Annotated in this window: 17 protein-coding genes; 12 read left to right on the top strand and 5 right to left on the bottom strand. The window is 37.0% G+C overall.

The annotated features are described in order from the left end of the window. The first annotated feature begins 34 nt into the window (after positions 1 to 34). Positions 35 to 5,395, top strand: coding sequence for a hypothetical protein (locus IPH52_18150; GenBank protein ID MBK7056934.1), 5,361 nt, complete (start codon positions 35 to 37; stop codon positions 5,393 to 5,395). 44 nt (positions 5,396 to 5,439) lie between these two features. Then, positions 5,440 to 5,931: a hypothetical protein gene (locus IPH52_18145; GenBank protein MBK7056933.1), complete on the top strand. Its 492-nt coding sequence runs from the start codon at positions 5,440 to 5,442 to the stop codon at positions 5,929 to 5,931. A 15-nt stretch (positions 5,932 to 5,946) separates the two neighbouring features. Here the strand turns inward: IPH52_18145 and IPH52_18140 are convergent, their stop codons facing one another. From IPH52_18140 to IPH52_18125, 4 genes are all read right to left on the bottom strand, one after another. Then, a complete protein-coding gene (locus tag IPH52_18140; protein MBK7056932.1) occupies positions 5,947 to 8,838 on the bottom strand; it encodes a cation-translocating P-type ATPase in 2,892 nt (963 codons plus the stop codon). 141 nt (positions 8,839 to 8,979) lie between these two features. Continuing rightward, a complete protein-coding gene (locus tag IPH52_18135; GenBank protein ID MBK7056931.1) occupies positions 8,980 to 9,657 on the bottom strand; it encodes an ABC transporter ATP-binding protein in 678 nt (225 codons plus the stop codon). Next, positions 9,657 to 10,907, bottom strand: a complete 1,251-nt coding sequence (locus tag IPH52_18130) for an ABC transporter permease (protein ID MBK7056930.1) — start codon at positions 10,905 to 10,907, stop codon at positions 9,657 to 9,659. Before IPH52_18130 ends, IPH52_18135 begins: the two co-directional genes overlap by 1 nt. Then, positions 10,904 to 11,674: an efflux RND transporter periplasmic adaptor subunit gene (locus tag IPH52_18125; protein MBK7056929.1), complete on the bottom strand. Its 771-nt coding sequence runs from the start codon at positions 11,672 to 11,674 to the stop codon at positions 10,904 to 10,906. The genes IPH52_18130 and IPH52_18125 overlap by 4 nt, the downstream gene beginning before the upstream one ends. A gap of 1,061 nt (positions 11,675 to 12,735) precedes the next feature. Between IPH52_18125 and IPH52_18120 the strand changes: the two genes are divergently transcribed. The 6 genes from IPH52_18120 (at position 12,736) to IPH52_18095 (ending at position 15,613) form a co-directional block, all read left to right on the top strand. Further along, positions 12,736 to 13,293, top strand: a complete 558-nt coding sequence (locus IPH52_18120; protein ID MBK7056928.1) for a transposase zinc-binding domain-containing protein — start codon at positions 12,736 to 12,738, stop codon at positions 13,291 to 13,293. A 134-nt stretch (positions 13,294 to 13,427) separates the two neighbouring features. Continuing rightward, a complete protein-coding gene (locus IPH52_18115) occupies positions 13,428 to 13,694 on the top strand; it encodes a hypothetical protein (protein MBK7056927.1) in 267 nt (88 codons plus the stop codon). A gap of 144 nt (positions 13,695 to 13,838) precedes the next feature. Then, entirely contained in the window at positions 13,839 to 14,165 is a 327-nt protein-coding gene (locus IPH52_18110; protein MBK7056926.1) for a hypothetical protein, read from the top strand. Between the two features lie 360 nt (positions 14,166 to 14,525). After that, a complete protein-coding gene (locus IPH52_18105) occupies positions 14,526 to 14,780 on the top strand; it encodes a type II toxin-antitoxin system Phd/YefM family antitoxin (GenBank protein MBK7056925.1) in 255 nt (84 codons plus the stop codon). Continuing rightward, a complete protein-coding gene (locus IPH52_18100) occupies positions 14,777 to 15,199 on the top strand; it encodes a type II toxin-antitoxin system VapC family toxin (protein ID MBK7056924.1) in 423 nt (140 codons plus the stop codon). Before IPH52_18105 ends, IPH52_18100 begins: the two co-directional genes overlap by 4 nt. A 123-nt stretch (positions 15,200 to 15,322) precedes the next feature. After that, positions 15,323 to 15,613, top strand: coding sequence for a hypothetical protein (locus IPH52_18095; protein ID MBK7056923.1), 291 nt, complete (start codon positions 15,323 to 15,325; stop codon positions 15,611 to 15,613). A gap of 377 nt (positions 15,614 to 15,990) precedes the next feature. Here IPH52_18095 and IPH52_18090 read toward each other — a convergent pair whose 3' ends face one another. Then, positions 15,991 to 20,064 (bottom strand): response regulator, encoded by a 4,074-nt coding sequence (locus IPH52_18090; GenBank protein MBK7056922.1) that lies wholly within the window; start codon positions 20,062 to 20,064, stop codon positions 15,991 to 15,993. A 604-nt stretch (positions 20,065 to 20,668) separates the two neighbouring features. On the opposite strand from IPH52_18090, the gene IPH52_18085 reads away from it, so the two are divergent. The 4 genes from IPH52_18085 (at position 20,669) to IPH52_18070 (ending at position 22,792) form a co-directional block, all read left to right on the top strand. After that, a complete protein-coding gene (locus tag IPH52_18085) occupies positions 20,669 to 20,869 on the top strand; it encodes a hypothetical protein (GenBank protein ID MBK7056921.1) in 201 nt (66 codons plus the stop codon). A 303-nt stretch (positions 20,870 to 21,172) separates the two neighbouring features. Further along, positions 21,173 to 21,574 (top strand): transposase, encoded by a 402-nt coding sequence (locus IPH52_18080; protein ID MBK7056920.1) that lies wholly within the window; start codon positions 21,173 to 21,175, stop codon positions 21,572 to 21,574. 832 nt (positions 21,575 to 22,406) lie between these two features. Beyond that, positions 22,407 to 22,661 (top strand): hypothetical protein, encoded by a 255-nt coding sequence (locus IPH52_18075; protein ID MBK7056919.1) that lies wholly within the window; start codon positions 22,407 to 22,409, stop codon positions 22,659 to 22,661. A 35-nt stretch (positions 22,662 to 22,696) separates the two neighbouring features. Continuing rightward, complete coding sequence (locus IPH52_18070) at positions 22,697 to 22,792, top strand: ATP-binding protein (GenBank protein ID MBK7056918.1); 96 nt, start codon at positions 22,697 to 22,699, stop codon at positions 22,790 to 22,792. Positions 22,793 to 23,637: the final 845 nt, after the last annotated feature.

Below are 23,637 nucleotides of genomic sequence, written 5' to 3'. Positions count from 1 at the left end.
AAATGTAAATAGTAGATAAAAAAAGAGGCACCCCATGAAACGTTTACAAAAGAAAATCAATGTAGCATTAATCCTAGTAATTAGCTTGCTATTTTCAAATTGCACTGCTTGGCCTGCAATTGCTGCATTACTGCTTCAACCGAGCAAAGGTGGAAGCGGAATGGCATTGCTTCTTCCGGGTTTGTTTAATCCACCTGCCGGGGGACTAACAGCAAGTTCAACACCTAACCCAACACCAACACCAGGAATTCCTCCACCGCCAGCATTGAGTAGCAATTTAACCGTATCCACTACAACGACTACTGGCTATTATCCTGCTGGAACAGTAATTAACATTAGAGTAAAATTTATGGAAGCAGTCCATGTGACTGGAATCCCTCAATTTACATTGAATAATTTAGTAAAAGTAAATTATTTTTCTGGAACTGCAACGGATACTTTGCTTTTCCGTTATACAGTGCAAGCAGGAAATGGAGAAGACTTTGTGGGACTTGATGCTGTAAGTCAAATAGCTCTTATCCTAAATGAAGGAAGCATTAAATCAGTAGCGAATAACTCTGATATTACACTGACTCTTCCGGTTCCCGGAGCAGTTTATTCAATGGGAAGCGGAAAAGTCATCGTAATCGACACTACAGCACCGACAGTTACAAGTGTAAATTCTTCGAGTCCCGATGGAAATTATTTTCCTACACAAATCATTTCAATTCAAATCAATTTCAGTGAAAAAATCAATGTAACTGGAACTCCTCAAATAAAGTTAGAGACAGGTGTGACAGATGCAATAGTAAATTATACATCTGGTTCAGGAACTTCTACTTTAACTTTCAATTATACGATTTTATCCGGTCATTTATCGCCTGATTTAGATTACTTTTCAAGTCTTGCATTGGCTTTGAATGCAGGTATTATTTCAGACTTAGCAAACAATGTTTCCATTTTAACATTAGCCGCACCGGGAGCAGTTGGGTCTTTAGGTGCAAACAAGGCAATCGTATTGAATATAGGTTTACCTATGGTGACTAACGTTACTTCCTCAGTATTAGATGGAAATTATGGACTAGGACAAGCAATTTCAATTCAATTGGTATTTGATACAAACGTAATCGTGACAGGTAATCCGCAACTTACACTGGAAACAGGAATCAGCGATGCAATCGTGAACTATACATCTGGTAGCGGAACAAATACATTAACCTTCGTCTATACGGTCGTATCTGGAAATAGCAGCCCTGACCTGGATTATCTATCAACAACGGCACTTTCGTTGAATGGTGGAACAATCGCAGATGGAAGTGCAAATAACGCAATAGTAACATTAGCCACACCTGGATCAGTCAATTCACTTGGAGCAAATAAAGCCATTGTGATTGATGCAGTTTTGCCAGGAGTTGCAAGTGTAACTTCTTCTACCTTAGATGGGATGTATGGAGTTGGACAGACAATTTCAATACAAGTTGTATTCAATAAGGTGGTCATAGTAACGGGAGTTCCAAAGCTTAGCCTGGAGACTGGCGGAATAGACGCTGTAGTTAGCTATGCATCAGGTAGCGGCACAAATACATTAACCTTTACCTACACTCTTTTATCTCCATATACCAGTAACGACTTAGATTATATTTCTACTCTCGCACTTGCACTGAATGGTGGGACTATAAAAGATAGTTCCAATAATAATGCAAATTTAACATTAGCCGCACCTGGAACTGCGGGCTCTCTTGGAGCAAACAAAGCGATTGTTGTAAATACTACAACTCCAACTGTATTATTTTCTGCAGCGACTTCCAGTTCCAGTGAGACCATTACTACAATTTCGATTCCTGTAGTTCTATCTGCGGTTTCTGCTTTAACGGTAACAGTTGATTATGCGTTAATAGGTGGAACCTCTGCGGGAGTATTCTTATCGCATGGTTCTAATGAACCAGTCCTTGCGGATAATGTGAATGATGCGATAATCTTCCTTAAATTTACCGAAGCCGGTGTATACAATACAGATTCGAAACCAAATATAACAACTACGGTATTGCCTGATTTATTAGCTGTAAGTGCCAAATCGCTTGAAATAATCAGCACTGGTTCTGTTACAGAGGCAGATAGAGCAAAGCCAGTAGTCGTAACAAATTCTGGAACTAGTATTAGCACAAATTTAACAGTAACTTTTTCTGAACCGGTCTGGGGCTCGACTGGTATGCCAGCCTGTGGAGCAGGGGGAAATCTGACTGCCTCTTCCCTAACGTATTCAAACGATAGTGGAAATGGCGCTTCTTTTTTAACTGGTATGGGAGCGGATTCGTGTGCAATTGATACGACTGCAATCTTTCTTGCTAATACCAATTTTATAAGCGCTGACAATTCTTCTGATACGATAGCGGGTAATGGCAATCTTTACGATGCTTCGAATAATACCGGTAATACGGTATTAAAACTTTTAAGTATCACAGCAGGACCTATCATAACAAATATTCAAGAGTTTGATACAAATAGGAATGGAAAGATCGATCAGTTAAAAATTACCTTTTCTACCAATATGACTGACTCTACCATAACAGATACAGATGCCTCTCGATTTACAATAGGGGGATCTGCTGCTATAAAAGTCAACACAGGAACAGGATTAATTGCCGCACCTAATACGGACACAGGAACAGCAAATGATACAATCATTACTCTTTTCACTAACGATTCTACTGTAAGCGGAACATCGGCGTTATCCGTTGCCTTTCTTATGAATACAGGAAAGTGGATGGGAAATGGAATCGAATTGCAAACCATTGCAGACCTTAGCTCTGTCGTTGAAGACAAAGCACCTCCTGTAATACTAACGGCAGTAGTATCGGATAATGCTTCTTTAATCGCAGGTGTAGACTCAGACGATACTCTTGTTCTAACATTTTCAGAGGGCACGAATAAACCAACGATTGACTCTTCTAATATTGCAAGTATATTATCATTATCCTCTTCTCATACTTGGGGAACGATCACTTCGGCTACTTGGAATTTGGCGGGAGACGTTTTGACTATTACTTTTGCAGGAAGCGGTAGCTCAATTTCTACCGGTGATACCGTTACTATAGTTGGAACCATTACAGATAATGCAACTGTTCCAAATACCTCTACAAATATTGCATCTGTAAATACTCTCAGTGGAACCTTTACTGCTGTTGATACCTCCATTCCTACCGTAGCATCTGTTTCTTCCATGGCTCCGACTATAGTGAGAGTTGTATACTCTAAAGCAATGAATACCGTTCAAGCGGCGACTGCTGCGAATTATAAAATCATAGTATCACCAGCCAGTGGTTTATGTTCGGATAATACCAATTTTACGTCATCCACGCAGACTACTGATTTTAGCATTGTATCTGTTTTAAGTGTTTCCGGAACAACGTATGATATAACTCTAAGCGCTTCCCAAATTGGGGCTAAGAGCTATAGTCTCCTTGCCAGTAAGACAGCCATTCACGATTTACAGCCGGTAACTCTAAGCTGTCCAAATAATGCAGACTTTACAGGAAATGAACAATTGAAAACTTCCTCTGCTGCTTGCGTTGTTACTACAAGTTTAATTCTTTCCTTTTCTAAACCAGTTTTTCCAGGACTGGACATTCCTAAATCTGCAGGTTGCACAACAAGCACGGAATGTCAAAAACGTTATGCGATAACTGGCTCTACTGTTCTTACTCCAACGACCGCAAAAATTCTAGATGGGTCTGTATGCGGTGGAGCAGCAGCCGACTCTTCCAAAGTTTGTATTACTCATCCAGAATTGCAAGGTGGCGGACAATACACAATAGCCGTAGCCAATGCACTAGATGGAGATGGGTTCAATAATACATCCGGTGGATTTCTTTGGGTAACTCCATTCTCTATTAGAAACGCGGGCGATACTGAAAATGTGCAAGTCTCTCCTCATGATCGTGTTTCGTTTAACGGTTGCGGTGTCCCACCTCAAAACTTTGTAGATGGTCCTCTTGCTAGCGATCCATTTGGAACAGGACTTACTGATTTCTCTTATATTTTTTCTTTTAATAATCGAGTGTATCTAGGTCCTAACGAGAATGGAACGGGCGGTATTCACTTTGAGCCTGATGGAAGTAATCCTGTTAATTTCAGCTTTGGTCTTCACCAAGATCCAACAGGCATTAGCCTCAACTCAGCTTACGGTGTTACTCCATCGCAACTTTTCCCATCCTTTGGAAGATCTGGTTGCACAGCTAACTCTGCGGGGTGTGGTTCGAATAATCAGAATGGTCGTGGTTTATTCACTTCGGGGACAATATTGGGAGTGGAGTATCTTTTTGGTGGCTCCTATTATTCTGGGGGTAACTTAAGAGATATTTATGTAACCACCGATACAGATGCATGTCCGAGTTTCCAGTATATGAAGTTCAGCGGTATAATTTCTGGTGGCAATTTACGTGGCTTTATAGCGACGCGAGTTTTTAATAACTCCCTTTGGTTGAGTTTTCCTGACTCAGGCGGTGGAGCTCCTAAGCTTGCCTATGTTTCCGCCTTCGGGGCATTATCCGCTCCTAATACAACGCAAAGAGGTTATGCTGCACCGACAGGTGTGGGAGCTACTATTAGCGGGAACAATTTTCCGGCAGTTTCTGCTGCCTGTGATAGTTTTAGTCTGAGTAATAATGTCTCTCTAGATACCTTCATGGATTTTAACGGGCTTATGTATACCGGCGGTGGAGGATGTTCTTTGAGTGGGAATGATGGTGGTCTGGTGCGCGGGACGATTGCTGCTCCTGCTTTAGGAACGGATCTAACAGTAATTACCCCCAGTGATGCAGCTTGGAATAATGCAAATACACGTTTTTCTAGATATTTACCTAAACTATTTGATTTTTCGCCACAGGATAAAGCATTTCCTCAGATGGCAGTATTTCAGGGCAAACTCTTCGTAGCCCGTAATACCTGTGAAAATTATACCTGTCCTAATCTATCGGCTGACGACTGTGCTTGCCCTATAGCAAATAGGTTTGCTCAGCTATGGAAGTGCTCACCGGCTACTGTATCTTTGCCGCTGCCAGCAACAGCAACTGCTTGTGATCCTGGAGACTGGACGTTAGTCGCAAACAATGGTTCCGGTCAAACTTCGATGGGTGATGGTAATAATCGAACGTTGTCTCTATTGGTAACTAACGGAACATATCTCTATGTTGGTTTCGACAATCCAACCACAGGTGTAGAAATTTGGCGGACTAATACAGCTAACCCAATTGTGACGGCTGACTTCAGTCAGATAGGAGTGGATGGTTTAGGTGATGCATCAAACAATTTGCAGGTATTCGATGGAATGTCATCCGTCTACTCTGGACTTAACTACTTATATTTAACAACAGGCAAGATTGGCGGCATAGTGAAAGTATACCGTCAAAAGAATTAAAGAATATTCTTTAAAAGTAATAAAGAATAAGGAAAGAAGATTATATGAAAAAAGAAACAAACCTAAGCTATATACGATTATCCCTAATTTTGGGGATAATCGTTTTACTCCTCTTAAATTGCACGGGAAATGAGGAAGAAATTGAAGAGGTGGAAGATCGACCCGACAGCTCGGATGTCGCAAGCAGAGCCATTTCACCCCAAAAGGAATACACAAAGGATAATCCAGCCGAATGGGAGTCAGTGGTAAATGACCATTTGCCAGAAATCATTTTCAACAAGTCCAAATCTAAAGAGAATATTACAGTAAAAGTATTAGGAAAGAAATTTTCAGAAAGACATTATATTGAAGTCATTGGCATCATGGATGAGCAATCGGCAGATTTGGATGTAAAATACATTGACCGTGGAAGTCAACCAACCGCAATTCTTTCCTTAAATCCAAGAGACCATGACCCTGAAAAAATAAAAGTATTTGCTAAGTGTAATTTGCATGACTTGTGGACAGTTCCTTTAGTTGCCAAGGAGGAATATTGATTTACCTCCTAGAAATTAATTTTTCATTCTTAAGAAAAATTTTGTAATTTCTTCGGCAACTGCTGGCATACTTGCGAGACATATAACGAGTATCCACTCATTGATAGAAAGAAAATGAGTATTAAAAATCGGTTGGAGAAATGGAATAAAGCAAACAGCAAACAATAATAGGAGGGATATTCCTACTGCGTATTGCATATACTTATTTGAAAATATACCGATTTGAAATAAGGAAGCTTTCTCTGAACGAACTGTGTAAGCTCTAAATAATTCAGCAAGAGACAGTGTTACAAATGCCATTGTCTCTGCTGTTTGAATATTCGCACCACGCCAATTATGATTCATCACAGAGAAAAACCAATTCTCATCGGAGGGGATAACAGAGTTTAGCTCTAAATTTTGATACAAACCAATTATGAAAGCACCCAAAACGGAAACTGTCTGAACAATTGTCTGAATTAAAATTCCGATACCCATTGAACGGTTTACCACTGCCTCATATTTTGCACGAGGTTTTTGATTCATTGTGTTAAAATCACCTTTTTCCATAGCAAGTGCTAAGGCGGGAGCTCCATCTGTAATTAGGTTTAGCCATAGCAATTGAATAGCGGTTAAAGGTGCTGGTAAACCGGTTAACGTCGCGAGGAAAATTATCATTATCTCCGACACATTGGACGAAAGCAAATAGAATACAAACTTACGAATATTGCTGTATATAATTCGTCCTTGCTCAACAGCAGCTACAATGCTTGCGTAGTTATCATCCGTAAGAACCATATCGGCTGTTTCTTTTGCCACATCTGTTCCTGTAATTCCCATGGCAATTCCGATGTCAGCTTTTTTAATGGCAGGACCATCATTTACTCCATCTCCAGTCATTGCTACGATTTCATTGTTCGACTGTAGCGCTTCTACAATGCGCATTTTATGTTCTGGTGAGACTCTGGAAAAAACATCTGTGTTTTGAATAATCGCTTGAAGTCCCTCTTGACTGACTTTGTCCATCTCTGCACCGGTCATTACTTTTTTACCCGGTCGAAGTAGTCCTATTTCTTCTGCAATGGCAACTGCCGTATTGGAGAAGTCACCTGTAATCATAATTGTGCGGATTCCTGCATTACGCGCAACTAAGAGGGCTTGCTTTACTTCTGCATGGGGTGGATCTATCATGCCTGCTAAACCTACAAATATAAGATCTCTTTCTAATTCCGTAGTGTTTATTTTTTTTGATTCTTTTTGAATTTCTTTTTGTAGGCGGTATGCTACTCCAATTACGCGTAATGCATCTTTGCCCATAGAATTATTTGCTGCTAGTATTTGCTCCCGAATTTCTTTCGTTAATGGATAATGCTTATTATCCATTGCTTGATACTGATTGCAGAGATCCAGAATTATATCTGGTGCTCCTTTAATGGTAATGATATTCCAGCCGTTATAGTCTTCATTCGAAAAAAAAGAAATATCCTCTTTGGTAGGCGCAAGAATTTTATGAACAGTAATCATTCTTTTTCGCTCTGAATCAAATGGGATTTCGTCGATACGAGGATACGCTTTATTAATCTCCGAATGAATTGCACCGGTTTTAAGGGCGGCAACTACAAGAGAACCTTCTGTGGGATCGCCAATGATTTTATAGGAGTCTGTATCGCCTATCGTTTCTAGTATTGCATCATTATTTAATAAACACAGCCAGAGTGTAGAAAGAAGTGCCGGATACTTTTCAATATCCACTTTCTGCTTCTTTATATAAAAATCTCCTATAGGCGTGTAACCTGAGCCGGCTATTTCTATGCATTGATTGCTTGCCCAAAGGCGAGTTACTGTCATTTTGTTTTGAGTAAGAGTTCCTGTTTTGTCGGAACAAATTACAGTTGCAGAGCCAAGCGTTTCAACCGAAGACAGTTTACGAATCAAGACATGGCGCCCAATCATTTCCTTCATACCTAAAGCGAGTGAAATTGTAACAACGGCAGGAAGTCCTTCCGGCACTGCTGCAATTGCAAGGCTAATGGCAATAATAAATACATTTGTGATTTCACCTGCAAACTCTTTAAAATAGGAAGATGGGTTTGTAAATAACTCATGTATATTCGTTTGATTGTATAATGCCAGAATAAAAACAACTGCGACTAAAATCAGCGAACCAATACTTAGCGTTCTTCCTAATTCATCCAGTCTTCTTTGGAGTGGAGTCTCCTCCGTATCCACAGCTTGCAACATCTCTGCAATTTGTCCTAACTGTGTATGAATTCCTGTATTGGTTACTACGCCGTATCCGCGACCATAGTTTACGACTGTTCCCATAAAAGCTGTATTCTTTCTGTCTCCTAAAGGAGCTTTTTTTCCAAGAATAACGGAAGAATCTTTTTGAATGGGCTGTGATTCTCCAGTGAGAGAAGCTTCTTCAATTCGTAGATTAAATGTTTCAATTAAGCGTAAATCGGCAGGAATAAAATTTCCAGCTTCCAGATATACGATATCACCCGGAACTAAATCATAGGAAGGAATCGAACACCTTAGATTGTCTCGAATCACCTGTGTATCCGGTGTGGCTAATTTTTTTAGAGCGGCTAATGCTTGTTCTGCTTTCTCTTCCTGAACTATTCCGAGAATAGAATTTAAAACAACAATTGCCATGATAGCAATTGACTCTATATAGTCACCAAGCAAGCCAGAGATTAACGATGCAATGATTAGTAAGATTACAACAAAGTTATTTAGTTGTGCCCATAATAATGAAATAAAACCGGGTCGCGCTACCTCTGTTAATTGATTTTTTCCATATTGCTCTAAACGTATTTTTGCTTCTGTGGAAGAAAGACCTTGCTTTTGCACTTTTAAGTTTTCTAAAACTTCTTCTACAGTTAATGAATGCCAATCTTGTTTTTCTGAATGTTTCTCTTTCAATGTTAGAGACCTGCTAAGATAGAAAAGAATTCTTAAACTAACAAGTCTTGTCTTATTCTTTTGAAATCCCTAATAATCGAATGATAAAAATCACCAAGAAATATTCAAACAAATACGTTCAGTAAGGTGTGGGAATAATGCTTAATTCATAGTATCCGATTCTAACTGACCATCACTTAGTCCTATTGTTCTTTGGGCTAATTTGGCGTAGCCGGAGTCGTGAGTCACCATTACAATTGTAGTTTTATAATCCAGATTGACTTTTCGAAATAACTCTAAGACTTTTTCTCCGTTGACAGAATCTAGATTGCCTGTTGGCTCATCTGCAAAAATATATTCAGGTCTCATGATGAGGGCTCGCGCAATGGATACGCGTTGCGATTCACCGCCTGATATTTGACCGGGCACTTTGTCTATGCAGTGGGATAAAGAGAAGTCTTCTAGAATCTTTTTGGCTTCTGCTTCTTTTGTTTTGTGTAAATTGGTTTTGCGGGCGGGCATAAGGACATTTTCTAAAACGGTAATTTCTGGTAATAGATAATGAAATTGAAATACGAATCCCATTTTAAAATTTCGAAATAGGTTTAATTGTTTCTCTGGCATATCATGGATACTTTCACCGGAAAATAATACTTTGCCGGAAGTGATTTTATCAAGTCCACTTAATGCATAAAGTAATGTTGATTTGCCGGAGCCTGATCTTCCGGTTACAGATACAAATTGACCTTTGGGGATTTGAAGGCTAATGGATTTTAAAATCTCTAGAGGAGGATTTCCAAAAGAACGATTCAGGGAAATACAATCAATTCCAGTATACATTAAGACCCCCTTATAATTTCAATTGGCGAGATTTTGGCAGCAGCGCGGGCGGGAATCATACTAGATACAAGAGAGGCAAATATGGTGAAACCCATACCCTTTAGATAAATCAAAATATTATAAGAAACCATTAAATGATTCGTGCCGGTAACCATGTTTTTTCCTTTGAATACTTCTATCGTGCTTACATACTTAGCTACAAAAAAACCAAATACACTTCCTGCTATTGCACCGGTAATTCCTAGAATCAAACCCTGAATTAGAAACAAAATAATAATATCCATTTCCTCGTAACCAATCGAGCGCAAAATGGCTATATCTCTCTTCTTGCCATTGACTACCATGTTTAGAATATTATAAATTCCAAAGGCGATTATTAAAATAATGATGACTGTAATTGTATTTCGGATTATATTTTGGGTATTAAAAACGGACATGATACTTTCATTTGCCTGATCCCAACTTTCTACTTTATCACGAGTGAACTGAGACCAATCTTCTGCCATATTTCTTGCATGGCTAACATCATTTACCCTCACTACAATATCAGAAATTTCTCCGGGTGATTCGGTGATTCGTTGTAGGGTTGTAATGGATGTATAACAAAGAGAATCATCGATCATTCGGTTGCCTGTTTGAATGATTCCAATGATTTTAAGAGGAGTGATTTGTTTGCCTGGAATTCCTACCTGGACAACGTCATTTAGCATTACACCCATTTTGTTTTTTAGATTTACGCCAATGATAGCAAGGGAATCTCCCTCACTTAGATTTTTTAGTTTCCCGCCTTCCACGCTGTATTTGTCTGTGTTTGTGATTTTAGTTTGTGTTTCAGGGATAACGCCTATTATCTTTGCAGGGAATAAAAGTTTTCCCTGGATAAAGGTAACCTGTCTAACTAACTGGGGAGAAAATGCGATTACTTCTTTATCCTTTTCTAGTTTCTCATTCCACCATTGGATATTGTCTAAGCGGCTATTGTCTGTTTTCCCCGATGGAGGTTTAATCCACTTGATTGTAGAGTCAGGAAAGAATATCTCGTGAAATGTTTTTTCGGAAATGGTTTCATCTCTAGGGGAAATTCGAATTTGTGCATCACTGTTTACCAACTGCTCGATGATGTATTCCTGAAAGCCGAGCATGATACTGGAAAATACAATATAGCCTACAGAGCCAATCACGATGGCTAGAAAAGTAAGAAAGGTCTGTTGTGGTCTAGCGAATAGTTGTTTGAGAGCGAGAAAGATCATGGCTCTTTACCGATAAGAATTTCATCTTCGGGTAAAACCTGCCCATCTAGTATTTCCGCCAATTCTCCATTTACCGCTCCAATTTTTACATTTAAAGTAATCGTTTTTCCTGCTCGCAAAATTCGAACCTGTCCTCTATGAATTGAATTAGCAGGAATGAGTGTAGCATTTTCGCGTTTAGCAACTTCAATGGCAGCGTCAGCCGTCATACCTGGGAGAATTCCTGCCGGTAAAGATTCAGTTTTTAGACGAACAATAAATTGTCCATCGGAGGGATAAATCTTTTGAACAGTTCCTGTAATCTTTGTGCCACGTAGATTTTCAAAACTCAATTCAGCTTTCTGGTCTTTTTTAATTCGGAGTGCGGAGGATTGATCTAAAGAAATTTGAATAAATGTCTTCGTTAAATCCATTACGGTTAATACCGGTATGCCGGGCATTATAGTTTCGCCCCTGTCGAGATAAATGCGAGAAACTGTTCCCTGAATAGGTGAGGAAAAATCAGAAGACTCTGTGGCGATTAGCTTTTGCCCTTTCTCTACAAGGTCTCCTTCTGTGACATAGAGCTTTGTTAATCCAGAAGTAATTCCCATTTTTAAAATATAGATATCATCTGATTTCACAGTTCCAAGAGCATAAATCGCTTCTACAATCGGACCTACTTTCGGCTTTACAATATTAGGTCTTTTGAAGAAAAAACCATAGACTAAAAATGCGGCTAATACAGATAAAATTCCTGCTGCTATAAAAAGATTTCGTTTATTCATAAACTTCTAATCCCTCTAAGTTTAAATTAAAAATTACAGCGTGTTATGCGAATCTTTTTTACTGCCAATTTCTAAAGAATTGCAGTGATAATTGTCACAGGTTTGATTAAATCTTAATTCTACAATACCGGGCGGGATTTACTATATCGCGGTTTGGTTAGCATTACAATGAGCTTAAGTCCTAAAACAAATTTATTTGTGTAGGTTTTTTTAGACAGGATTAACAAGATTTACAGGATGATATGTTTTATCATGTAAATCCTGTTAATCCTGTCAGAAATTTCTTTCAGTATTTATATTCTTACAAATAATTATGCTTCACTACTTAGTAGATACAACGATGAGCTAAGAAAGCATTACGATGGGTTTGATTAGATGTAACGATGAGCTAAGAAAGCATTACGATGAGCTTAGTAAATACAATGAAGGTCTAAGAAAGCATTACGATGGGTTTAATTAGATACAACGATGGGCTAAGAAAGCATTACGATGAGTTCAATTAGATACAACGATGAGCTAAGAACACATTACGATGAGCTTAGTAAATACAATGAAGGTCTAAGAAAGCATTACGATGAGTTTAATTAGATACAACGATGAGCTAAGAAAACATTACGATGAGTTTAATTAGATACAACGATGAGCTAAGAACACATTACGATGAGTTCAATTCGATACAACGATGGGCTAAGAAAACATTACGATGGGTTCAGTTAGATACAACGATGAGCTAAGAAAACATTACGATGGGTTTGATTAGATGTAACAATGCGCTAAGAATGAAAGCATTACGATGGGTTTAATTAGATGCAACAATGCGCCTAGTAAGCATAATGAAGAGCTTGGATAACATTACCATCGGTTTGAATATCATATCCAAAGACTTGGTTTTGTATTGCTTATCCCCTCGTTGCAGTTTCTGTTGCGGTTCTATCTTTTGGATTTTTTTTTGCATGGGTTGAACGGACGCCCATGCGAAGAGTATTGCGCCCCGTTGGGGCTTCGCTAATTTGCACAACTTTTTCGTTTTCTGACCTATATAGAGTAGGAGCCAAACTACTTTGTATATTTGTTCAACCGATAAAAGTAAACCCGCTTATCTTCCAGCATTTGAAAGATGGAGTCTATACAAATCTATCTGGATGGATCACTGGGAAGAGTTTCGGAGAATTTATAACACAAGATTCTTGTCGAAGTATGGAGAACTTTCGGACGGGAAAATAGAAGAGGTGGAAAAGCTTTTAGGTTGTGGGAATTTTCAGAATGGTTTTCAGAGATATTCTTGTGAAGAATGCGACGTAAACTTAATCGTTCCATTTAGTTGTAAATCAAGACTTTGTTTGTCTTGCTATCGCAAGAAACTCTTTGGTTGGTCTGTTAATTTATCCCATATACTAAATATGGATTTGCGGCATATTCATATAACCTTTACAATTCCTGGGACTGTTTCTAATTTACTTTTTCAAAGAAGATGCGAAGTAGAGGATATGATTTCAGTAGCAGCGGAAGTTTACAAAAAAGAATTAATCAAATTCGCAAGATTGAAATTTAAAAAAGAAGAAATTACGATTAGCGACAAAGATTGGTTACCCCTGTCACCTCGAACGGCTTCATCGTGAGAGGTCTATCTTGCTTAATACAACCGTTCTTTTGTCAGATAGATTTCTCACGCTCGAAGTTCCACCCGCTGTCGCCGCTACCGCCAAGCGAGGTTCGAAATGACAGTTTAAATTTTAATCCTCATGTTCATCTCGTGGGGACTACGGCAATTATCCACAAAGAAACGAAAGAAGTTTTGCATCTCTCGTTTTTAAGATACAAGAAATTTGCATTTTCATGGATGAAGGCATTCTGTAAACATTACGAAAAAGAAAAAGTTATCACAAAGGCGGAATCTCTTGTTATCCAAAACAAATACAAAAATGGTTTTCATGTATATTTTCAGCCGATTGCAGGCGATGAGAAAGAACCATTATTTAGAACAGCGGAGTATATTGCATCAGGATTTTTTCATACCTAACCCCACATCTTAACTTATTGCAGGATACTATCAAGTAGCCCCTTCCCTCAAAGGGAAGGGGACTTTATCGTAAAATTATTTCAAGTAATAAAAAATTGGGGTTAGGTAGAACAAACAATTGATGTTTATGAATTCATGGCGCGGATGTTATTTTTTCTACCTGAACCAAACCGAAAAATGATTCGTTATTATGGAATCTACGCCAACCGAATAAAAGAAAAGCTTGAGTTCATCGAACAACGAACTTGGGCGCAGGCGATTGAGAATAGCTTTGAAGCAAAACCACAAAACTGCCCAGACTGTTTTAAAAAAAATCCCCTAACCCCTTTACGAAAGGGGAAAGCTGCAGCTAACAGTTGTTTATTCCTATTCAGCGAGAAAAACCTTGAATGGATTGAAAGAGACACATTCTTTTCTGAATGGATACTTTCGACCAAAGGCGCGAGCACCATGAATAATGAGCAATGTTGAATATTAACTTTTGAATGAGATTGACATTTTTTAAAGCCAGGTTTTTCTTGGATACCAGAGGTATATCTTCACAATAGTCGGGCTTTTAAATTGAGGCAAAATTTTACCCCGTTTAGTTCATAACACCTTATTATGAAAGAAACGAAAGTCCGATTTTGCTTTAAGCCTTTAGTTTTGTGGGATAGAAGGAGATAGAATTATGGGAGAAGTTGGATGCAGATTACTAGAAAGAAACTTAGCTCATTGTTATTTCAGACCGAAAAATATAGAAAGAGCAAAATACCTTGCAAGCTTAATCCTCGACGGCGGTAGATTAAAAATTAGTCTTGACATAGTCTTCTGATGACTAGAATAAGGACTATGGAAACTATTTCGATTTCAAATCTAAAAACACATTTGAGTGCTACTTTAAAAGAAGTAGTGAATGGAATACGTTATGTAGTGATGGATAGAGAGCATCCAATTGTAGAACTTATCCCCTATTCAGAAAAACAGCGTTTAGTCATTCGCTCCCCTCTTATTAAAACAAAGAAGATTAGTAATACCTTCAAGGGCAAAGTGAAATTAGACGCTGTTGAATATTTACTACAAGACAGAAGAGGAAATAGATTTTGACTGTTTATTTAGATACATCTGTTCTTTTACGTTGGCTCCTCAATAGCCCTAAAGCTTATTCTGAATTTCAAAAATGGGATTCTTGTTTCACAAGTGAACTTCTCAATATTGAAGTCAATCGTGTTTTAAATCGTTTGCGTCTAGAAAAAGAAATAGACGATACCGAATATGCAAGTCTATATAATACATTCTCAGAATTTTATAAAACAGTTTTTGTGATCGAAATAACAGAAAGCATCAAACAAAAATCCGCAGAGCCATTTCCTACCATAATAGGAACGTTAGACGCAATTCATTTATCTTCTGCTTTAATCCTAAGAGAAGAAAATAAAAAGTTAGATATTACTATTCTAACACATGACAGTCAGTTATCCACTGCCGCAATCGCAATGGGCTTTGCAGTAGCCGGAATCAACTAAGAAATGCTTGCTAAAAAGAGATAGATCGAAAAAATAAATTCATGCCCACATTACACTGGCTTACGAAAGAAGCCGACCTAAGAAAAGGAAAATAGAATATTGGAGAAGAAAGAGGAATTGTCTGTGGACGATTCCGTAGGGAACGGTCGCACATTCGACAGGCTCAGTGACCACGACCGTTCCATACAAATCGGAACATTTAACAACGCCGCATACTATCTATTATACAATGGAATTTTGGGAGATAAGAAACCACAGAATGGAAATGTATTGACTTCTAAAGTTTTACAATTATTGCCTACGTTTGAAGGCAAAAAAGTAATCTATGGCGAAAGCTGTCTTTTAGGAAAAGACAAATTAAAAGACTTGAATATTATTTTTAAACAAATACCCTATGACTTGAGAGGAAGATAATTATGAGCAGGCAAGAATTATTAGAAAAATTTTACCCCGTTTAGTTCATAACCTTATTATGAAAGAGACGAAAGTCCGATTTTGCTTTAAGCCTTTAGTTTTGTGGGATAGAAGGAGATAGAATTATGGGAGAAGTTGGATGCAGATTACTAGAAAGAAAATCTTTTTTAACCACAAAGGACACAAGGTTTTCACAAAGAGCACAAGGGTATGGTGGTCGGTGTTCGGTCCCTCTTGCTCTTTAGATCAATGATACTCCAAAGAGACTATCAACCTTAGGCTCTTAAACTTACCGAAGCTCATTCTCTGAGTATCTTTCTAGTATCCTTGAAAGTATCTTTGTAGAATTATCCATTATACAAAGAGACGGAAAAACTTTAAATTATTGAAAATAAATAATTTAGTTCTTCTTCCATTTCGGTTTGTAGGCGATTGATTTTGGGCAAGTCAAAGCTTGAGAGCTTTTCCATATTTAAGGCGATGGCACCGAGGTTTTCAAAAGATAAGCTTAGAGCAGAGCCTTTTATTTTATGGGCAATTTTTTTTACCGCTTCAAAGCTTTGGGAGTTAATTGCCGTTTTTAATTCATGTAGACTTTCGGGTAAATTCTTCTTAGCCAATAAAAGGATTTGATCTAATATTTCATTATTTTCTACACCGAGTCTTGCTTTTAATTTTTCTTTATTAAAATGCTCTAATGAGTTTTGGTTTTCTAATTTGGTATCCAATTTTACTTCTTGCAATTGAATTTTAGGAAGCCATTTAGTAAGAATTACTTCAAAGTCTGCGGGTAATATTGGTTTGCTGATAAAGTCATTCATTCCACAATTTAAACATTCTATTAAATCTTCCTTGCTAGTTCCTGCACTAAGGGCAATGATTGGAGTAGAAGATTTTTCTTCTAATTTTCTAATTTCTTTTGCTGCTTCATATCCGTTCATTTCTGGCATCTGGATATCCATTAGAATCAGGTTTGGCTTTTCTGAAATAAATTTCTCTACCACTTGTTTGCCATTAACCGCTTCTATAATTCTAGCAGAAGGAAAAAATCTCTTCACGAGAATCTTTGTTAAAAGAGTATTTACTTCATTGTCTTCTGCAATTAAAACTGTAAAATTTGAATTGTCGTAAAAATCTTTCTTTTTAGTATCTTGTTCCTTGTTAGAAAATGGAATTGTGTTTGGATTTTCCTTTTCTTCTAAGTCTTTAACTTCCAGCTTTGTTTTAAGTGTAAAATGAAATTTACTACCTTTGCCCACTTCACTATCCAATTCTAATTTAGAATTCATTAGTCCTAGGAGTTTATTTGAAATACTAAGTCCGAGACCCGTTCCGCCATATTTCCGAGTGATCGTGGAATCTTCCTGTGAAAATGCTTCAAATATCTTTTCTAGATTTTCCTTTGAAATTCCAATCCCGGTATCTATTACTGAGAAGCGAAGAATAGAATTTTCCTTCTCTGAATTTAGTTCGAGAATTTCAAGATTCATTTCAATTCTACCTTTTTCAGTAAATTTGATTGCATTCCCTAAAAGGTTAATCAGTATTTGCCGTAAGCGGATCTCATCTCCCATTACAAATATTTTTTTATCTGTTGGTAGATTTGCAACTATCTCGATTGGTTTATTTTTGATTTGAATTTTTACAATGTCTAGAGAATGAGAAATCAGCTCGGTTAAGTTAAACATTTCTACATTTAGTTCTAATTTTCCCGCTTCAATTTTTGAAAAATCCAGTATATCATTGATAAGATCTAAAAGTAGAAAAGCTGATTTGCTCACTGTATTCATATACAGTGCCTGGCTTTCATCTAATTTTGATTTAATCAATAGCTCTGTAAATCCAATGATTCCGTTCAGGGGAGTTCTAATCTCGTGACTCATATTTGCTAGAAATTCCGACTTAGCACGATTAGCCGCTTCTGCCTGTTCTTTTGCAATTTTTAATTCTTCTCTCGTTTTCTTTATCTCTGTGATGTCAAAGACTACTCCATCCCAGACTGTCGATCCATCTTCCATTCTTCTAGGCATTGAGCGCAATAATAGCCATTTTAATTCTCTTGTTGCTGTATATTGTCTATGAATTTGCTCAAACGGAGTTAGATACTTTTCTGATTCTCTTTGGGCAATAAATATACGTTCTAAATCTTCTCGATGAGTAAGGCTAAATAGATTCTTTGCATCATCTAATACGTCTTTAGGGCTAACACCAAGTAATCGCTCTATACCGGCACTTATATAAGGAAAATGAAATGATCCATCTTTAGAATGCTTTAATTGATATAAAGCGCCATCGGGTAAATTATCACTGATTGTCTTTAAAAGATCTTCCTTGGATTGCAAAGCAATTTCTGTTAACTTTCTATCCGTTATATTAAAATGAGAAATCACTGCACCTTTTTGTGGAAAGTCTATGGGACATGCGTACATTAAAAACCAGCGATACTTTGTAGGGGAGTGGCACGGATATTCAATAGTAAACTCTGGAATTTCTCCTTTTAATACTGCGAGGATTCCCTTTGTTACATCTCCCGCTTCTTCTCCGTTCGGATAATAAGAGGCATTTTTGCAAATATTTAAATAGTTAGTTGCTATAAAATCTTTTTCACCACTTCCATTTTCGGATGCAAATTTTTTCCAGGCTGCGTTAACCGCTATAATTATACCACTGGAATCTATAACTGCTATATGCTCTGAAAGGGAATCAAGGATGCTGATATGAAAAGAGTTTGCGTTGGCTAGTTCTTCTTCGATTTGTTTTTGTTTGGAAATATCTTGAAAGGTTCCAAAGATACGAATGCATTTACCATTTTCCTTTTCTGCGTGACCAATCGCATTGACCCATTTTTCATTTCCTCTGCCTGTTATAATTTGTAAATCTAAATTAAAGGGAGTTCCGTCGGTCATTATTTGCTTTACTGCTTGAATGATTTTATTTCGACTTTCTCCTTCTTTGTAAAATAAAAGGCTTTCTTCTAAGTCCGGCTGACGCTCGTAATCCACTTCATGAATTTCTCTTGTGATTTTTGACCAATATCCAATATCATTTACTAAATCAATTTCCCAAGTTCCAATCTGGGCTACCTCGTTTGATATTTCAAGTAATTCTGTAGTGCGGCTAAGTTCGAATGTCCGCTTCTTTACTGCGCTTTCTAGAATTTGGTTTTGATTTGAAATAAGTTGAATATTTTCTGACTGAATATTTTCTTGCATCAGGCGCATACTATTAATTCTGTCTGCGAGTGCGAGGGAGAACATTAAAGATTCAATTCCAACACCGAAGAGAGTAGAACTGCGTGTAATGAAATTGTATTCTATAAATCCATTGACTGTGAAAAAATAACACAGGATTCCAATTGTAACCCAAAACCACCCATTGAAATAGAAACGAGCATTCTTATCTTTTTTTATTAACCAGATATATAAACTGGTTGCGAGTAGCATGAGCATACACAAAACCGTTGTTGGCTGACAGATGCGTACTAAGAAATTATGGGAGATAATTTCAAAAAAATCAATCACTGGAAAAACGAACAAATAAAAAAGAATGGTAACTAAGAAGATATAATATAAAGCTTTATAATTTTTTAATTTTAAAAAGTTAATTGTAAATATGCCAATAAACACAAATGGAGTGTTAATCATTATAAAAGGATGTCTATGGATAGTATTTAAAATTGTTTTTCCAAAAATGGAAAATATTTCCGGATGATTGTTTACGAAGAGAGTTGCGGATAACGAAGATATTCCATAACAAATATACCAAAAATAAAAAGTATCTCTCGTTGCTAAAAGTAAAAAGAAATTATAAATAAGCATGGCAAGCATTAAGCCTACAAATCCTGCAATGAAATAATCTGTTTTGTTTTTGGATTTTAGAAGTAAGGCTAAAGTCCCAATTTGTATTGGAATTTCAATAGGTCTTAAAGTGTGAAAACGAATATATACTGTCTGCTCTTTTGTATCATTACCTAGGGGCAATAGAAATAAATTACTCGGATAAGCTTTGTTCTCTTCCGAACGAAGAGAGCCTGTCTCTGTGGTTAATTTGTATTTGCCGTTTTCTTCGGTGTAATAATCTATATACCATAAATATGTGCTACCTAATTCAATCCAGATATCCTTTTCTGTATTGTTTTTAATATTTAATTGTATCCAAAAGGAACTATCGGTTGGTTTACGAACAAATATTTTTTCCTCATTTAACTGAAATTTATTCTGATTTTCCGGTTTTAAAATATCTTCGATTGTTAATATTCCAGATTGATCTTCTAAAAAAAAAGTTTTGGAACCTACTGAAAGTAAATCTGATTCATTTTGGAATACAATCGGTATTTCTGTTTGAATATTTTCAGTCGATAAAATAGGTGATATAGCAAAAAACAGTAAGGCATTCAACAATAGGATGCCAAAATCTATCGATAAAATATAAGAAAGGGATCGCAATTGCATTTGAGAATCTAGACCTGTCGACTATCGTTTCATTATAGGTCAAAATGTAAATCTGTATTTTACACAAATTTAGGCGGTGAATATATCATTGCCAGACTTTCCAGCGGAACACGGAAAGTCTATATACCTTAACCGCTATCTTTCGATTTGCTTAATTTAAAATATATTTTTTTAAATTTCAAACTAGTAAACCTTTCGGGAATCTTTGTGACTAAACGATTTAGCCCATGTAGATAATCCATAGAAAGCTCTGTTTCAATTTCTTCTACATCCTCTGCATAGGGAATAAAAAATTTTTCTCACTTGCATGACATATGTTTGGTGGCATAATTCTATTATCTGCAAGTAAGATTTTACCCCGCTTAGTTCATAACACCTTTTTATGAAAGAGACGAAAGTCCACTTTTCTGATTCGAAAAAATGCGTTCGGTCTAAACACTTCCTAGTGCTCTCCGCGTTCGTTTGTGGTGTATACCAAATGTGAGTTCTATAGAATTCTTGTGGGAAATTACTTTTGTCATTTGGTATATTTTTTTTTATTGATCCTCGTGACGAAAATAAATTTCTAGAAAGAAATACTATTGTTAAAAATAGGAGAATTATAATGAAAACAATTCTCATCTTGTTTCTTTTTATGTTGGTCAATTGCAGTCGGGTCAAGGAAAACATGAGGGAAAGTCTGGCTCTTCTAAATCGCTATGTCAATCTGGTGAATAAGGCCAGTATTGCCAATTGTGAATGGAAAGTAGAAACGGACATAGGTCGGAAAACAGAAACGGACATGTTTTTGGAGGCAGAATGGTAGATAGACCAAATTATTTCTAGAAGTAATTAGAATGAAATGGTTAAATACAGATGTTTAGTAAGATTCAGAATCACGAATGCAGGGGATTTTCAATGGAGGCAATTGCCCCAGAATTGGGAATAAATCGAAAGACGGTCTCGAATTACGTCCAGATGAGCCCAGAGGAATATATTGCCTATGAAATGGAATCTAGAAGTCGGAAGCGAATTCGGAGTGAATATAAAGAGAAGATAATAGAGATATACCGCAATAACGGATTTAAGCGCCTCAACATGACTGGTATACGATTACCTGAAGAGATTGTTGGTAAATTGGCATTTACCGATCGAACGTTACGGAAATTACATCAATTCATTAATTCAGAATGGCGAATTAAAAATTTCCGAGACAATAAGGATGTATGGAAAAGTTGCACCTTTACCGTTTGGAAAACAGATACAGATGGATTTTGGTCAATACAAATTTAAATCAGGTTTAAAAGTATATATATTTGCCACACTATTATCCGCAAGTAGGTATAAATATGTTTCATTTCAAGACAGACCATTTCGTGGAAAAGATATAATCGATCATCTAATTAATTGTTTTGAATACTTTGGAGGTCAACCAGAAGAGTTAGTAATCGATCAAGATGCTGCGTTAGTTGCATCTGAAAATCATGGAGACATTCTATATAAAGAATTTTTCTCATTTCAGAAGAAATGAATTTGAAGATGTATGTATGTCGGAAAGCAGATCCAGAATCAAAAGGGAAGGTCGAGAATTTAGTTGGCTAAGTGAAGCACAATTTTCTGGATATTCGAGATTATTCGGAGATAGAAGAATTATGTAAGAGCGGATTATTATGGTTAGACCGAAGAGCAAATGGAAGTATCTCCGCAGCAACGGGCTTAATTCAGCCGATGTCATTACTGAAGAAAGAAAGTTTTGACATCCACCGGAAATTCTATTTTTAAGATTAATTGATTGTTAAGGATGAAAGAATTGTAAGTCAGCAGAGTTTTATTTCTTATCAAAATTCTTGTATTCAGTTCCTACTACCGGAATCAGAAAGTAGAAGTAGCGGTAATTCTAGATATTCTTCAAGCATCTACCACTTGACAACGTATTATTACCGAACACGAAATAAACCAGTATTTACAGGGAAAGTCATTAAAAGAGAACATTTTAGAGAGAAAGAGTAAAAGCTCTGATTTAAAAGAGGATATTCCCAGACTGTTTGCATTACCTTTATGGAAAGAATTTGTGCTTATGAATTTCAGAACGTTTCCACGTTATACGCGAGATCAATGCATATTGGCAAAGAAATATTTCAATAAGGATACGAATGAAAATTTATTATTGCAAGCCTTGCTCTTTGCAATGAAAACAAAACTTTTCCTTTAAGAATCTATTTGACTCCTACAATTATTTTTCAATGAAGATAAAGCAGATCAGGTAGGAACAAAAAGAAGTTAAGTCATTTGAAAATAAACGCAAAGATAGATGTAAGTTTGAGAGAATACAAGAATATACCCTCACATTCTAGGAGAGGGGCATGAAAATAAATAAAGAAGTTAATGAAATCACAACTGCTTTAGGATTAAATGGAATGAGAGAAAACTTGGATAAATTATTCAAGAAGCAGAATCTAAAAAAAGTTCCTTCCTTACATTTCTGGGCTATCGCTTTTGGAGTCGGAAGTAAAGACAGAACAAAAAAAAGACTGCGTCGAAATTTACAGCAGCTCACTTTCCGATTGAGAAAACAATTTGAAACTTTTGAATTCAATCGAATAAAAGGAATTTCTTAAGATAGTGATTAACAATCTTTTAGATTGTGGATGGCTTGAGAAAACAAAATATTCTTTATATCGGCCCTCCTGGAATTGGAAAAACTTACATCGGTATCGCATTTGGATCTGTTGCCTGTAACAAAGGATAACAATGTCTGCTTTGGAGCGGGTAACGAGTCTTATGCACCTATTCAAAGTTTCTTCCATTCAAAAGCAAGCAGAACATAGAATTAAAAAAATTATGAAAGCAAATCTTATCATTGATAAGTCCTGATACACCCCCATTGATAAAAAAAGAAGCAAATCTCTTCTTTAATCCCATCTCAGAAGTCTATGAAAAACTTCTATACTCACCTCAAACAAGTCATTCGAAAATCAAGTAACCCATGGACACGACAATGACCGCAGCTTTTACTTGATAGACTTTTACACCATGCGAAAATATTTAACTTACAGTGATTTTATCGCCTAAACAAATGCAAAATTTAAATAAGGAGGTCAATACTATTTCAAAATCTTCCTACCTTTTCTTTTCCAATGAATGTCCGTTTCGTTTTCCGAGCAATGTACTGCATTTTCCATTCACACCAATACCGCCGTAAATTAAATATGGCAACGATATCCGGGAAAGCCATGAAGGGTGTGATTAAGGGGGGTGTTGTTAACGTCTACCCGATCAATAAGGATGGATCGTGCAATACTACCTCTTCTGTGGGTTCCGGTTTGACGGACTCGAATGGGAATTATGAAGTCTCATTTCAAAGGACGGGTAATCCTGTATGCGTTATCGTTACTCCGGGTTCCAGTTCCAAGATGCAGGATGAGGCTAGCAATTCAGAATTGAGTTGGACAGGCTCGGCCTCACTGACTATGATAGTAAAGGAACCCGCAAGTCCTAAAGTAAAGACAGGGATGAACCTGACGCCTTTCAGCCGGTTTGCAGCAGCCCGGTTCCAATATATCGCAAAGGAAAATGAGAGTAATGGGAAGTTAG

The organism is Leptospiraceae bacterium, assembly GCA_016708435.1.
Classification (GTDB): domain Bacteria; phylum Spirochaetota; class Leptospiria; order Leptospirales; family Leptospiraceae; genus UBA2033.
Note: the sequence above shows the minus strand (reverse complement) of the source record. Positions and strands in the feature narration are given on the sequence as shown.

What these genes read in the sequence shown, in the direction of transcription:
- IPH52_18150 (MBK7056934.1), top strand. Translation starts at nt 35, where the DNA reads ATGAAACGTTTACAAAAGAAAATCAATGTAGCATTAATCCTAGTAATT.
- IPH52_18145 (MBK7056933.1), top strand. Translation starts at nt 5,440, where the DNA reads ATGAAAAAAGAAACAAACCTAAGCTATATACGATTATCCCTAATTTTG.
- IPH52_18135 (MBK7056931.1), bottom strand. Translation starts at nt 9,657, where the DNA reads ATGTATACTGGAATTGATTGTATTTCCCTGAATCGTTCTTTTGGAAAT.
- IPH52_18130 (MBK7056930.1), bottom strand. Translation starts at nt 10,907, where the DNA reads ATGATCTTTCTCGCTCTCAAACAACTATTCGCTAGACCACAACAGACC.
- IPH52_18125 (MBK7056929.1), bottom strand. Translation starts at nt 11,674, where the DNA reads ATGAATAAACGAAATCTTTTTATAGCAGCAGGAATTTTATCTGTATTA.
- IPH52_18110 (MBK7056926.1), top strand. Translation starts at nt 13,839, where the DNA reads ATGTTATTTTTTCTACCTGAACCAAACCGAAAAATGATTCGTTATTAT.
- IPH52_18105 (MBK7056925.1), top strand. Translation starts at nt 14,526, where the DNA reads ATGGAAACTATTTCGATTTCAAATCTAAAAACACATTTGAGTGCTACT.
- IPH52_18090 (MBK7056922.1), bottom strand. Translation starts at nt 20,064, where the DNA reads ATGCAATTGCGATCCCTTTCTTATATTTTATCGATAGATTTTGGCATC.
- IPH52_18085 (MBK7056921.1), top strand. Translation starts at nt 20,669, where the DNA reads ATGAAAACAATTCTCATCTTGTTTCTTTTTATGTTGGTCAATTGCAGT.
- IPH52_18075 (MBK7056919.1), top strand. Translation starts at nt 22,407, where the DNA reads ATGAAAATAAATAAAGAAGTTAATGAAATCACAACTGCTTTAGGATTA.